The sequence below is a fragment of the Microbulbifer maximicatervae (SeqCode) genome, assembly GCF_052467615.1.
On sequence record NZ_CP174319.1, the window covers coordinates 502,729 to 516,634 of the forward strand.

The window sequence follows — 13,906 nt, forward strand, 5'->3', positions numbered from 1 at the left end:
TGTTGTGTTTTGGCTATCCAGGCGAACAAGGGGATCGATTGCTTCGGTTTGTTAACTGTATGAACCAAAATCATAACGATATATCTCTGGAAACAAAAAACCTATGATTAGTAAAATTAATACAACAAGCACTCCAATGATCATTGCAATAAATGGGTGAACTTCTTTTCCTTCGTGGTTGTCGACAGCTCCTGGCATATTCTCAGGCATATGCACCATCTCGCCTAACAGTCCCAGAGCTGTAACTATAACTATGGTCATATAGAAGCTGCTTCCAAAGAAAAATGAAATCGCAGCTGCAACTACAACTACCAATACGAGCCTAAGTGTTATTCCTTTTCCCTTATTCATGATTTCACTGGTCAGTTAACGCCCCGCTAAACGGTAAGCGGAACGCAGTGTATCGATCCCAATGGAGGCCGCGCCTTTTACGATCGGAATAAGTTTGAGCGGCTTGTTAAGTGTTTGTACTTTAGTGCTTTCTGAAATCACGCCTAGGAGCCTCTATACCGTGTCTTTCTTCTCGAATGTCTTCTAGCCACACTAGACGTTTGAAAAATGATTTACGTCCCGTAGTAGTACCACCATTTTTTGAGCCCCACATACAGCGCTCAATCTCCTTATTTGTGTCAGGGAGAGACATACTGGAGAATTTCTCCAATTCTCTATCACTCCCTTTTGAGCCTCGTTTCACTCAATTGCTCCTGACGCTTAATGTCTTGCCATGGGGCGTGGACATTCCGCAGAGGTCCAAAGGGCTGCAGCCAATGTAAGCAACTTCTTATGCATACATACCTTGGATTATTTGGTATACCTTATATGCTATACCTGAATAAATGGGTATTAGTAGCATTACAAATGAACCAATACCGTATACTCGTGCACTTAAGTATCCGCTTGGATTTGTCTCAGTGCTAAAGAGCTTAGATAGATTTTCTTTGGTCTCAGGATCTATAGGAAAATAAAAGTTCTTTGTACTTAGTTTAAGCTTAATCTTAATTTTTTGCTCCATAAGGATCATCAAAAAGTTCAATCCTAAGAACATATAGATAATTAAGTAACCAAAAATTATAAGTAATACTAACGTATTCATTTGAACCTCTTTGAGTTAACAGGCAATTCCCTTGATGTGCATAATATTGCCAGCACGGGCAGTCGAAGCCAAGTGTGGTTAGTCCAGTCTGAGTATTTTAAAAATGATTGTACCGCAATTTGCTAAGGCTGGTTTCGCTCCGGACTATCCGAAATCTTTACTAATACCACTGGTGGTAATCTTCTTGCTTGATCAAATGCAAATTTATCTGTCTCAGTTAAGAGAAATTCTTTATTGTGATACTTTACATAATAATATATTTTTTCATCCATAAATTCACTGTCAAAGGTAATCTGGTTTCCCTGTAAAGAATATGAACCTTTATAAGGTTTATAGGGCACTTTATTAAGGTGGCAATTTGGATCACTTTTATTGCACATTATATCAGTAGTGATTTTATGAATGAAGCCTTTATTTTCAATCACTAAAATATGCCCGCCAAATAAGCCAAGGCCTATCGTGGACTCACTTTTATACTTGCCAAGAATTTCATTCCCTAGAGCTGGACTAGCAAGAAGAAAGCATAAAATAGTAATTAGTTTTTGCATGATGTTGCCCTAACAGTATATCCAAAAGCAGCTGAACATTATCATTCGTCAAAATATCCTAGGGATACAAAAATACTATATTTAGTAAAAATATGATATCCAGAGGGTTGGCTGGCATAGTCATAAAGATGCTTTTGTGACTATATGAATCATACGCTAGAAACCCGCTCTTCTTCAATAAAGTGAAGAACATTCAGCGGCTTGGAGCGACTCTTCAAGCTCTGGAAGCGTTACGCCTAACTTTTTTTCTTTTGCGTCTAACATCCTCGGGTTCCACATCTATTTCCGCAAGAGATACCTTCAAATCCCTCAGCCAGGAGAGCTGGATATGGCTCGAGTATCAGAAGAAGTAGATATGTTGATCTGAAAGCATAAGACTAGAGAGAACTAAAGGAATGGAATAAGTGTGTCAATCACCGTGCTGGACGTTAAAGGCAACCAAGTAGGTAAATATACTGACAAATTAAAATGGGGCGAAAATCATTAAGAAACTGGCTGAGTGTCTGGAATGCTGTAAGCGGTGACGCGCATTGGTGCGTCCAATCTACAGTATTTTTGTTAATTATATTTACGAGTGATTATGTTATATCGATTTTTAGGTAGCCGTTATCAAGGGCTACTAACTAAACATAATCCATAAAAGGTACCATAAACATTTGGTAGTCCTATTTAACTACAGACTGATAATTGTGATCATTGGTCTGTCCAATGCCTGATGTGATTAATTTGTCTAGAAGTCTATCTATACCATTTTCCATAGGTCATTGCATTTCTCTATTAGGTATTGTAGTGCATATTGGCAAAGGGCTTAGCGACTCCGCGATTAGGATATTCATAAAATTAGATGGACCAACTCGGATTTCTTGGGCAGTATAGAAATATTTAAATCATTGAACTTTATAACTTTCCATTTTGGTAATTAAGAAGTCCCAAAAAGCCTTGATACGTGCTGTGTTTCTCAGATCCTTATTAGCCAGAATCCACAAAGATGAGTTGTACTTAGCGTCCAGTCGATAGAGTTCAACTAGATCGTATGAATCATCAGTTGGTAACAACGCTATCCCTTGATCATTAAGCGCAGCGTTCAATGCTGTAGTTATAGAATTACAATATATGGATTTAGCGTTGTGTTTAATTCGTTTCTGATACCAGAGCACTGCTGGGTTATCTAAGTGCACGTAATCAATAGCTGTTAGGTGTTCAATTTCGGACAACTTAAAAGGAGCGTTGTACCCACTAGCCTTCAAAAAGTCTTCAGAGGCATAGATGCTTAAGTTTACATCTCTCATTTTACGTGCAATAAGGTTTTCCGGTGCTGTATGACTTGCCCTAATGGCAATGTCCGCATCGCGATGCTCGATAACCAGAGCCTGCTCACTTTCAAGGATCTCAAACTCAACGTCGGGGAATGGCCTCCGGAATTCACTAACCCACTCGGGCAAAGTGGTCGTTGCCATTGTTGAGGGTGCGGTAACACGAATTAAACCTTGAACTTTGTCATGTTGCAGAGAACTTTGAATGAGGATGCCATCGGCCAATGACTCCATTCGCTTGGCACTATCCAAAACAGTTCGCCCCGCCTCAGTCAGTTGGTAGCCGCGACGACTAACAATAAAAAGCTGCGTTGAAAGCTTACTTTCAAGCTGCTGGATCCGCCTCCACACAGTGGTTGAATTAACATTTAACTGCCTAGAAGCCGCCTTTAAGGTTCCTTTCTCTGCAAGCGCGATAACGACCTTCAAATCGTTCCAATCCATGACATTACCCTGACGTTGCATTCATGCAATAGAAGTTTGCCTTTTTGTCTATATAACTGCAATAAGAGAACATCTAATCTGTACTCGTCATTTAACGAAACAGGATTCCCTTCATGAGAAAACAGGCAGTCATCTTTTACCTGGTCTCTTCTATGTTCGCGGTGCTGATGATGATATCAGGCATGGCCAAACTAACAGGACAGGAAGCCATTGTTCAGGCAACGGTTGATTTAGGCTACCCGCTTTATTTGTTGAAAATTTTAGGAACCGCCTATTTGATTGGCGCGATTGCAATTCTTCAACCAAAGTTCAAAACACTTAAACAGTGGGGATATGCTGGCTTCTCGATAGCTCTGATCGGGGCTTCGGGATCGCACCTACTGGCCGGGCAAGCGCTCAGCACCGCTTTACCAGCTGCTGTCCTATTAGCCGTTTTAGCGGTTGTTGTAACCTTGAATACGAGACTGACTCGCCTTAATTTTTCTGATGAGGAAGTCAGAAATAATATCTCCTCACCGCAAAGAGCAATGTCAGAGGCCAATAAGATATGACCAGTTACGGTGTATTGGATAGAAATATGTCGGCTTACTCCGTTAACTGATCTGACAAGAGGAGTAATCAACAGGAATATAGTTTTATGGAGGTTGCTAATGTCGGATCCCTGGGTAAATAGCCTTACCTGACACTCTTCAGGATACCTTGGAAGGTGAGGTAACCGGTTCAGGCCGTATTAGCTGTCGCTCGAGTGAGTGTCCTGAAGAATTTAAACATTGCATTTACAGTCAGGAGTCTCTATCTGTTAGCCTCGACTTGCCTCCAATCAAATTTTCAGGATCTGCTGGCAATTCTTTTTAAAAATTATATACATTGAGGACAATCTTACGCCCTCCGTATAAAGGCTCAAGGACCATGCGTGCTTGTTGTAGCTCAAGGATATTATACGTATATTCTTTTTGTTCTTTCTCATAATATTGATCGTATTCTACATACAGCACAGAGTCTTCTATAGATCAAACAAAATCATAAGTGAGCGGAAAGTGTGGGTGGCCAATATATGTATTTAACTCGCCTTTCTCTCCCTATTGATAGGTCCAATGTTCTCCGGGCCTACTCCAAGTTTGAATTAACAGGCTTCTGGTAAGGTTGCCGTCACCTTCGTAAGGCACCTGAATTGCGCAACTGACAGCAGTAGCTATTGCTAAAATAATTAGAACGATACGCATAGTGTTTTTAGTATCCTGGTGAGGGCGCTATTTTGTAAGACTTTAGCAGACTTTCTACTTGTTAAAATTTTACTAAGTAGTAGTTCCCGCCGCTTTTAAATCTAGTTTATCTGGTTTACCCTTATGCCGCATACATGGTTAGTTAGAAATTTTACCCTCGAATTTTGTAGCTATAGAAAGATTCATGGATTTTTTTATAGCTGGGGTCAGAGCCATCAGATTCTACAACAGTGACTCCCTTTGCAGGCATATACAAACCGTACTCTGAAACGAATACACTACCATATTTGATATAAGCACCACTTTGGTCGCAATAGGAGTGTCTTTTTCCGATTGGCTCAATATGATCTACTTCACTAGAAAAATACTCTCCTTTCTCTGCACATTTTAATAATAGCCGTTCCAAAGACTCAGTCGCTGCTTCGATATTTATACTGTCTTCATCTATACCTGACGAGCAGGAGCATAGAATTAGAACCATAGGTAAAAATATATTTTTCATTACGGCTATTTTTTACTTCCTAACACTTCAATCGATCGGCTGTATTGACTTGTTGGTAATTAGTTGTACTCTGGACTCAGTACTAGGTACTTTCCCTGAATCCTAAAGTTTAGCTTTTGTAGATCGGGCATCCATGTACCTTTATTACTCCCCTGTGAATCCCATTGAGCCTGTTCATGCCAACCTTCATGGAGGCTGGGATCTTTGCAATAAAAGCCATCTTTTCGAATGAGGAATTTGTTACATGGCAGAAAAGGGCGCTCCCAGGTGGGGTCTGGTAACCAATAGGTCCCATCGGAGTAGGGCACTACGAAAACTGTCATTTCAGGATTTTTTACCACAAGAGCTTTATACCATTGATAATCGACTTCTAGTGCTCCAACCTCTGCTATCTCGGACAAATCTATTCTGATTTTTGAGTTGCTCTTAGCAGCTTTATTTGGATTCATAGAGGCAAAAAATGGTGTTGCGACAAAGGCTAAGCCAATTAAGATGCTCAAAGTGGTAACTAATGATAATAGCTTGCGTCGATTCATAGGATTACTTACGCCTTTTGCACTTCCTGTTGCATAAGCCTCCACCGGTAAAGTAGACGCTAGCTTATATTCATCTTATGCGGTCATTTTTTCATATTGATCTTAAGGAAGGACACATCACTTGTCCATTGGGAGTCTAGCTCAGTCTGGTATACCTGATTCTCTCTTTAAACTTTCAGCTCTAATATATGGGATCCTGGCAAAGAGAGTTGATGATAGACACTTCCCGCTTTACACACTGTTTTTCCTATGAAAATCAGTGTATTTGTGGTCTATTCGTGCATCATCAAGTTTTGGCTCTACTCAAATTCTTGGGTTTCTATAACTATTATTACACCAGAGTTAGGTGCCCCGTAATTCGACAGTTCTCTCTATCTCGCGTGCTTTCCTCAGGGATAAGTTGTATGTAAAAACTATGAGTGGGCGTTTTATATAGGTATCTGGTACTGGGGTGCTATTGTTTATGGGCAATGGACACGCATCTTTAAGTTTTTTTTTGGCTTTCAGGGACACTTCCCAATTTTTTGGAGAGTCAACTTCCTAATGCAGTTTCTCAACTTTTCTGTTGTGATCTATACCCCATTCCTGGATGCAGGCTGATGATATCTACGGTGGTAATCGTATCTACCATCAGTTGATTAATGATAGCTATCACTCTAACTAAGAATGCAACAAGGTGTTCTTCACAAGTATTTTCGGAATCTTCTCCCAATATATCCAAGGGGGAGGCGACTATTTAATGGAGCAAAACTTCATCCAAGATTTGATTCGCGATCTTCCAAGTACTGCTTAGCAAATTTCTTCCACCATTACCGCGCAACGGTCAAGATAACGCACGCAATAGAATTCATAGAGCTTGCATTATTTATTGCCATTATAGGTACGCTTGTTTTGTAATTGATATCTATTACGCCTGAAGTCTTTACTAGAAAAGTATATATTTTGACTTACAGTCGTCTGTAAATATGAGATAATGCTGGAAATAACTCTGTCGATAATAGACCTGTCTTCCATCCCATTTGTAAATTGGATTTATCTCAATGAAAAAAGTATTAACAGTATTGCTTCCGGCAGCAGTGCTTACAGGTGTTGTTGCGCCGAAAATTGTTGGCATTCAACTAGAGTCATCCATTGATGAAATAGTCACTGCCGCGAATGAAAATTCGGCATACACGGTTGAAGTAAAAAGCATGGATTCATCCTGGTTTTCAACCCAGACCACCTTTTTGGTGAGCATGGATGTCAGTGCTTTCTCGGATGTATCAGGTGCCCCTGAAATTGATCCTTTTTCTGTAGAAGTAGACTTTAGTGCTTCCCACGGCCCCTTCCGTTTCGGCGAGCATGCTGGTTTTGGTTGGCTTGGCTGGACACTAGAAGTTGCCGGTGATCAATTGCGTGAACATTTGGTTTGGGCTGAGGAAGCTCCTTTTTACCAGGTTCATGGTAATATGAATGCCTTAGGTGGTTATTACTATAACGATAGCATTACGCCATTTACTACTGATGTTGAGAATCAAAAAGCTCAGTTAACCTTTAGCGGTTTTCAAGGCAAAGGGCAATATCAGGATGAGCAACTAGCTTATCAGGGGAGTGCCGATAGCCTTACTGTTACTTCCGAGCTAAGGGATTTTAAGGTTGAAAGGTTGACTATGGATATGACCATGCCTTCCTCCCTTGAAGCAATGTTTGAAAGTGCTTTTTATGATTCTGATACAACAATTAACTTTGGTGCCGTAAAGTTTAATGATAGAGAGCAAAACGAAAATATTGACATTGCTGATTTATATATAAAGGCCAGTACTGAACTCAACCCAGAAAATCAGCTGGGGAATATGCAAGTTGCCTATGGAACTAAAAAGGTTGATATAGCTGAATTCCATGGTGAAGACCTGGCCCTTGAGCTTGAGGTCACCAATATCAGCCAGGAATTTTTGAAGTCTTATCAGGACTTTGCCGTCTCACTCAATAAACTACCTACGGAAGAAGCAACCGCTAAGACAATGGAGTTTATGAGCGAAAACTTGCTATCTTTAGTGGCTGGCGAGCCTCAACTGAACATTACCAGCTTACGTGGCACTTTCCCACAAGGAAGCTTTAACAGTAACCTTCATACTAGCTTAGTTGGTATCAGTGCGTTACCGGAGCAACCGCTAGATCCAGCTTTTTGGCTGTCACATACCTTAGTTGACGGCGAGCTAAACGGCGATAAAGCTGTAATTGAATTTATTGCCGTACAAGTGATGAAAGCTCAATTGAAAAATAACCCTCAAACTCAAGGCATGAGTGAAGAGCAACTGGAGCAAATAGCTGCTCAACAAGTGCCGACCATATTAGAGTCCCTTGAACAGCAAGGTTTATTAGTGTCTACTAAGGACGGCTACAGCTCAAATGTCAGTCTGAAAGACAGCGAGCTTAAGGTTAATGAAAAACCTATGCCACTGCCGCTTTAGCAGATATTAGCTGTTTGTGATAGAAGTGGCTTATTTTAAGCCACTTCATACTTTCCTGTCTCAGACTGAGCGTTTATTTCCCTATTAAGGCTGACTATCTGTTTTCTTGTGTTAACGGTTTCGACCATGGCTAAAAACAAGGTTGGATATGGTTTAGCTTTTCTCCATTTGGCATTTTATATATGTATACATTTAACGTTTTGTAAAGCGCGTCCAGCGTAGCGAACCGGACGTAGCTGGGCCCCTCGCTGCAAGTTTTTAACTGGTTATGCACCACTCTTATTGTTCTTTTTTGGCACTAGCCATCCGAATGCGTGGGTGGCCCCAAAGAATAGAATCCCAAAAACTCCAGCATCTATAGCCAGCTTCCTAATATCAAATGACTCGCTAAATAAAAAATACTGAAAATCAAAACTGCTAAAAATAAGCCTGGAAACAACATACGCAACAAAAAATGCTAAAAAATACTTCATATATTTAATCCTTTAATACTCGGTTTTCAATTTTTCTATTGTCTTCGCCATCTATTTACTGCTAATACTTTAAGCGCCGGGTTCATACAGTTGGATGATTTTGTGAGCAATAAAGGCGACTGAATCCTTAAATCTGCTGCTATTTAATAACTCCTTAGCAATATTTCGAAGCTTTCTATTGCTGCCATTTTTAGTAAGCCATTTTACATGCTCAGCTTTTAGAACGCTACGGAGTATAATATACTCTTGGATATAAATATCACCACATAACTTTATTTCTTCAAAGCATTCGCTGACAGAGCTATTTTCGACTTCTCTAGTTAGTTTTTCTCTAAAGTACTTTTTTTGTACTGGCCTTTCTGATGTCTCTCGATATTGTACAATCCAATCAAGTCGACTGTCAGGTAGTATATTAGAGTGGATCAACTTGACAATACGGTTTTCATGTAGATTACATTTATCTGGACCGTTGTCTTTTAATTCAAAAATTGTAGACAGCTCCATTTCACTGAGCGAACGTTTGGACGTTAAAAATCACGAAATCCACTATTTTGATAATGTTCTGAACTTTTATCTTCAGAAGATTTAACCTCATTAAATTGGGTAAGAAAGTATTCTTCCGAGACCACTTCTTTGGATAACCACTCTTCAGCATAAGCTTGCGCTGCCTGATTATAACTGGTGCTCTCGGAACGACCTATTTACTCTTTAGCAGTAAACGTTAGCTGGCTACTGCCATATAAATTCACAGGGAAAAATACCATACTTTTCCAACAAATTAACTTTTATTGGCACTCTATGATGGACTAGCAAGGTCGTAAGGCTTGTTGACTTAAAACGATAGTACTTGAATGAAACTGTGGTGCCAGCTTTTAGGAAAGTTTTTTGGAAGTGAGAGTTAAGGTGTAGATAGGTGCTTGCAGTAACTACAAACTATCTAAAAGTTGGATGCCATAATTATGTATTCCAAATTATCAATCAAATTTCAATTTACATGAAGCCAATAATGATTAGGGTTATCGGTAAAGCTTTATCGTGTCCAGATAGTTGATTGTTGTGAAGCGATACCTTATTTCTCCCCTGACTTACGTTAAACAGTTTGACTTATCTCGCTGAGTATAAAGTTACGAAAAGCCTGTACTCCAAGGTTATCAAGTTTTTCGTATGGGCAGACAAGATAATAAGAGAAGTTGGAATCAATGCTTATATCAAATGGTTTTACGATTCTTCCAGATTTTAAGTCATCCTCGATTAGAGATATTCGGCCCAGTGCAACGCCCTGGCAGTTTTCGACTGCAATTGCGAGAGAGTTACCATCATTCATGACGCTACCTGATCGCGGATCGACATCGTCGACCCCGGCTGCTTTGAGCCACGATGCCCAATCGTCAAAATTATCTTCATGCAGCAAGGTTTGATACTTGAGGTCGGATGGCACTTTCAAAGGATTTTTGCCGTTAAGCAGCGAAGGGTGGCAAATCGGGCTTAAATCGAGCGGCAACGAAAGCCTGGTCACTGAACCTTGCCAGTTTCCGTCACCAGCTCGAATGGAAATATCGACGCCATCGTTAGTGAAATTGGCGAGAGCCAGGGTATGGTGAACATTCAACTGTATATCAGGGTAGGCTCTCCAGAAGTTACCTAACCGCTGTATTAACCATTTGCTGGCAAAACTGGGGGTTACGCTCACGGTTACCACCGGAGATTGACTCTCGGCTTTGATGAGGTGGAGCGCATTTTCGAGTCGATCAAAACATTCACTGGCTTCGGATAACAGCTTTTTCCCAGCATCGGTCAATGAAATCGACTTCCCCGCTCGATGGAACAGTTTTACACCCAGTCTCGACTCCAAATTTCTCACTTGGTGACTGATCGCCGTTTGCGTAACGCTCAACTCCTTCGCAGCATCGGTAAAACTCATATGCCTTGCCGCAGCCTCAAACCCACGCAAGCCGGCCAAAGATGGTAAAGATCGTGTTTTGGTATGAATTAAACTCATAAGTACATGTAATTATATCCTTTTGTTGCCACTTTTAAAGATCGTATATTGATCTCCACCCATGAATTATTTGCACTAGAGGATAGCGTAATGTCCGAAACAAAAGTTGCTATTATGACCGGAACTGGTCAGGGAATTGGTGCCGGCTGCGCCCGCGAAATGGCTAAGGCGGGTTACAAGGTCTCGTTGATGTCCCCTTCCAACCGCAGTGTTGAACTGGCCAAGGAATTAGGTGGCATAGGGCGGCAGGGTTCGGTTCTCGAAACCGCAGATCTGCAGGCAATGGTCGACGATACGATGCAAACCTATGGCCGTATTGACGCCATCGTTAGCAATATGGGCCATGGTGGCGGGGTGCCGGAAGAAATTAAAACAGTAGGGTTCGATCCTGATTTCAACGGCCCCCTGCTTGAGCTAAGCGACGATCTCTGGCATGAGAGCCTCGATATGTACGTGCTCAATGTCGTCAAGCTTGCCCGTATAGTCACGCCGATTTATATCAAGCAGGGAGGAGGGGCATTTGTCAATATTTCTTCAATGAACACGGTTGAGCCGAGAGCGCCTTATCCGATGAGCATGCTGCGTGGCGCTTTACACAGTTTTGCCAAGCTCTATGGTGATCGTTATGCAAGATACAATATTCGCATGAATAATTTAATGCCGGGCTTCTGTGAAAACGTAAACCTGTCGGAGTTTGCCCGCAGATCCATACCCGCACAGCGCACTGCCACGTTCGAAGAAATCGGGCAGACCTGTGTCTTTCTTGCTTCACATGAAGCCCGATACATCAATGGGCAAAGTATCTTGTCTGATGGCGGTATGAATCGGGCGGTTCGCTAGACACTAGTGACTACCCGATTTAGTTGAAAATCCTATTAGAGCGCTCAGTACTTTGAAGCCCAAATTGCCAACCTATGCATGATTGCCTTCTGTGATATCTTGTCTTCTGGAAGCGGTTGAATTATTTTATCGTGAACTAAAAGACGGTAAATATATTCGAGTTTCTCGTGAGCTGAATCGGTAGCTTCGAACTCGACAACTCCTCGCTTGGTGCCATATGCAGTACCGAGTGCTATAGCCTTTTTCACTAACTCTTTTTCGTTTTTGAGTTTCTTCATTATTATGTCTCAAAGAGGTTGTCGATATTACACGCCTACCGTTTTTAGCAGAGGGGAACTGCGGAACCGCAGGTGTAGTAGTTTTTCAGCTTACCTAAATTTTGTAAGGGCTGAACCTGGACACTAACTCTCTAAGTACGCCCTAACAACCGATTCTAATTCTTGAACTAACTCTGGGTCCATGTATTTGTATTCATCTGGAATATCTAAGACATGAACTGGCTTATGATCCAGCATTCTAGAGAATTCTGCTATTAGCCTATTTTTATGCTTTTGTTCCATAACAAATATCACATCAGCCCAGCGAATATCCGCTGATCTGACTGTTTTTTTAGCCCGCGGGCTGGTACCCGCAGATTTAGCGTTGAAATCAGGGTGTTTTCTCCAAATGGCTTCAGCTGTAGGACTACGCCACTGATTCCGGCTACATATGAATAGGAGATTTCGCATATCTAAATCTTTCTCAGGAAGCTCAGTATTTAGGATTTGAAGCATAGTTCGCCTGGGGTACTCGATCCCTAATTGCTTAGCTCTACGAAGCTTTTCAGAGCGTGTATACATCAACTTCCAGTTTTTCTCCGAAATCCACGGCTTTTTAGTTCTAGCACTATTCTTATGGGGCTTAGCTTTGGTCTTGGATCTTCTCGCAGCCCTGCTTCTTAAATCATCCATTATTCTTTCCCCTATCAATTATCGAGTTCAGAAGCCGCGATAAAATGGAGAGGGTTCCTAATCTTGCGTGTGCTTAACGCCTGGCGCAATGGCGAGGCACACAATGCTGAGTCCAACCGTGATGGACTTAGCATTGCCGCCACTTGGTACGCCCAGTATAGACGTAAGCTAACAGGGCGAAAGTCCCTTGTAAGAAAATCACCGTTGAATGGGGTCCATTAAATGCTAACTACTAGCGAATGGCAACCGCAGCACCGTGAGGTTTTGTGGGCGAGGAAGCTGCTAGCAAAACTACGAGCTGACGAATAGAAATATCCTATACGGCTTAGTCTGGAGGCGAGATAGCCAAGAATACCGACGCGGAGTGATCTAACGTGTAGAGTAAATAATACAGTAGTGTGGTGACAATTCACGTCCTTATCTGGGGGGGGTGTGTAACTTACTGTTGTGAGGCTGTCAGCTCATAAGTAGGCCTAACCCGCTAGCCACGATCTCGGGATAGATGAAAGTGGTGGAACACAGCTGCGCCTCGGTCTGTAATGGCTAGGTGATTATACAGAAGCCAGCAGGCTGCATAATGGTCAAATGCAAGATTAATATCTTTGGCAGAGTTAAGGCCTGAACCTAAATCTACGAGTTAAAAGATTAGGCTAGCCTACCGATATATTTCCAGTTTGGATAAATTTGAGGTAGCGTACTTTCGTGACACTCAGCTCAGATGAAGTGCTGGACAATAATGTTGTCTGGTAGAGATTCATTACGAATAGGGAGCCGTCCATTGCGGACTCGCTCGATGGGTGGTGTGGGGGCCGGTAGCTAGAAACTACTTGCTCCCAATTTATTTTTTTTCACGACTTCCTCTATTTCTAGCAGCTTGACAAGCTAACACTAATATTAATGGAAGCAATGTAAAGTCTACGATTAAAGCAAGCCACCAATAATCCGACAAGTGAAATGTTGGATGTAAATATACTCCACCCAAGCAAATTATACCGCCTATATATGGGGAAAATGATGTACTACCTTTCTTTATCAAAGCACTTAGCCCTGATGCCCAGTTAGAAAGACCAATGACGCTACCAATAATAATCAAGCTTAATGCAAAGGTTTTCATTTTTTCTCGCCACTACACATAATACCCAAAGCAGCACTGCACGTTAGCACGTCCTATCCATAAGGCGCACAGCCTTTATTTGTTAGGTGCTTGACCGTGGGATTTCATTCTTCCACAGGTAGCACTCTAAATTTGTTTTACGTTTAAAGCGTTCAAGTACATTTGCACTAATATGCCAGCGCCTACAAATTACCAATAATTTAATTATGGCTTCATCTGAAGGTGATTGGTTAAAGCTGATAGTGAGTTCCATTCCATGGCCTCGTACTTGTTTGTAGTCAGGAAGCTCATAGATACAGGAAAAGAAAATATTTTCATCTTCTTGGTCGTAGAAAGTTGGCCCATCAATCGTAATATCCATGCGTACACCTAACGCTTTTAGCACGAGTAAGGCTGAAGCGCAGCGCCAATTTCGTCGGCT

Annotated in this window: 16 protein-coding genes; 3 read left to right on the plus strand and 13 right to left on the minus strand. The window is 41.5% G+C overall.

Annotation, left to right across the window (positions count from 1 at the left end; translation table 11 throughout):
* Positions 1-51: 51 nt before the first annotated feature.
* The 4 genes from ACJJIM_RS02185 to ACJJIM_RS02200 form a co-directional block, all read right to left on the minus strand.
* Complete coding sequence (locus ACJJIM_RS02185; RefSeq protein ID WP_444912215.1) at positions 52-351, minus strand: hypothetical protein; 300 nt, start codon at positions 349-351, stop codon at positions 52-54.
* A gap of 430 nt (positions 352-781) precedes the next feature.
* Positions 782-1,093: a hypothetical protein gene (locus ACJJIM_RS02190; RefSeq protein WP_444912216.1), complete on the minus strand. Its 312-nt coding sequence runs from the start codon at positions 1,091-1,093 to the stop codon at positions 782-784.
* A 122-nt stretch (positions 1,094-1,215) separates the two neighbouring features.
* Positions 1,216-1,641 carry a hypothetical protein gene (locus ACJJIM_RS02195; protein WP_444912217.1) on the minus strand — a complete coding sequence of 142 codons (426 nt, stop codon included), beginning with the start codon at positions 1,639-1,641 and terminating at the stop codon, positions 1,216-1,218.
* 887 nt (positions 1,642-2,528) lie between these two features.
* Complete coding sequence (locus ACJJIM_RS02200; RefSeq protein WP_444912218.1) at positions 2,529-3,398, minus strand: LysR family transcriptional regulator; 870 nt, start codon at positions 3,396-3,398, stop codon at positions 2,529-2,531.
* Positions 3,399-3,511: 113 nt separating this feature from the next.
* On the opposite strand from ACJJIM_RS02200, the gene ACJJIM_RS02205 reads away from it, so the two are divergent.
* Positions 3,512-3,949, plus strand: a complete 438-nt coding sequence (locus ACJJIM_RS02205; RefSeq protein ID WP_444912219.1) for a DoxX family protein — start codon at positions 3,512-3,514, stop codon at positions 3,947-3,949.
* Positions 3,950-4,772: 823 nt separating this feature from the next.
* On the opposite strand, the gene ACJJIM_RS02210 is transcribed toward ACJJIM_RS02205, so the two are convergent.
* Positions 4,773-5,123: a hypothetical protein gene (locus tag ACJJIM_RS02210; RefSeq protein ID WP_444912220.1), complete on the minus strand. Its 351-nt coding sequence runs from the start codon at positions 5,121-5,123 to the stop codon at positions 4,773-4,775.
* Between the two features lie 59 nt (positions 5,124-5,182).
* The gene (locus tag ACJJIM_RS02215; protein ID WP_444912221.1) at positions 5,183-5,659 is read right to left on the minus strand and encodes a hypothetical protein; all 477 of its coding nucleotides are present in this window, start codon (positions 5,657-5,659) and stop codon (positions 5,183-5,185) included.
* Between the two features lie 1,040 nt (positions 5,660-6,699).
* On the opposite strand from ACJJIM_RS02215, the gene ACJJIM_RS02220 reads away from it, so the two are divergent.
* A complete protein-coding gene (locus ACJJIM_RS02220; protein WP_444912222.1) occupies positions 6,700-8,109 on the plus strand; it encodes a YdgA family protein in 1,410 nt (469 codons plus the stop codon).
* A gap of 266 nt (positions 8,110-8,375) precedes the next feature.
* Here ACJJIM_RS02220 and ACJJIM_RS02225 read toward each other — a convergent pair whose 3' ends face one another.
* From ACJJIM_RS02225 to gcvA, 3 genes are all read right to left on the minus strand, one after another.
* On the minus strand, positions 8,376-8,582 hold the full coding sequence (locus tag ACJJIM_RS02225; RefSeq protein ID WP_413664603.1) for a hypothetical protein: 207 nt from the start codon (positions 8,580-8,582) through the stop codon (positions 8,376-8,378).
* A gap of 69 nt (positions 8,583-8,651) precedes the next feature.
* Entirely contained in the window at positions 8,652-9,086 is a 435-nt protein-coding gene (locus ACJJIM_RS02230; protein ID WP_413664604.1) for a hypothetical protein, read from the minus strand.
* Between the two features lie 586 nt (positions 9,087-9,672).
* On the minus strand, positions 9,673-10,581 hold the full coding sequence (gcvA, locus tag ACJJIM_RS02235; RefSeq protein WP_444912223.1) for a transcriptional regulator GcvA: 909 nt from the start codon (positions 10,579-10,581) through the stop codon (positions 9,673-9,675).
* A 90-nt stretch (positions 10,582-10,671) separates the two neighbouring features.
* On the opposite strand from gcvA, the gene ACJJIM_RS02240 reads away from it, so the two are divergent.
* Positions 10,672-11,421, plus strand: a complete 750-nt coding sequence (locus tag ACJJIM_RS02240) for an SDR family oxidoreductase (protein ID WP_444912224.1) — start codon at positions 10,672-10,674, stop codon at positions 11,419-11,421.
* A gap of 44 nt (positions 11,422-11,465) precedes the next feature.
* On the opposite strand, the gene ACJJIM_RS02245 is transcribed toward ACJJIM_RS02240, so the two are convergent.
* The 4 genes from ACJJIM_RS02245 to ACJJIM_RS02260 form a co-directional block, all read right to left on the minus strand.
* Complete coding sequence (locus ACJJIM_RS02245) at positions 11,466-11,699, minus strand: DUF5062 family protein (protein WP_444912225.1); 234 nt, start codon at positions 11,697-11,699, stop codon at positions 11,466-11,468.
* A 123-nt stretch (positions 11,700-11,822) separates the two neighbouring features.
* Positions 11,823-12,371 carry a low molecular weight protein tyrosine phosphatase family protein gene (locus tag ACJJIM_RS02250; RefSeq protein ID WP_444912226.1) on the minus strand — a complete coding sequence of 183 codons (549 nt, stop codon included), beginning with the start codon at positions 12,369-12,371 and terminating at the stop codon, positions 11,823-11,825.
* A gap of 838 nt (positions 12,372-13,209) precedes the next feature.
* Complete coding sequence (locus tag ACJJIM_RS02255) at positions 13,210-13,485, minus strand: hypothetical protein (RefSeq protein ID WP_444912227.1); 276 nt, start codon at positions 13,483-13,485, stop codon at positions 13,210-13,212.
* An 82-nt stretch (positions 13,486-13,567) separates the two neighbouring features.
* Complete coding sequence (locus ACJJIM_RS02260; protein WP_444912228.1) at positions 13,568-13,846, minus strand: hypothetical protein; 279 nt, start codon at positions 13,844-13,846, stop codon at positions 13,568-13,570.
* Positions 13,847-13,906 lie beyond the last annotated feature (60 nt).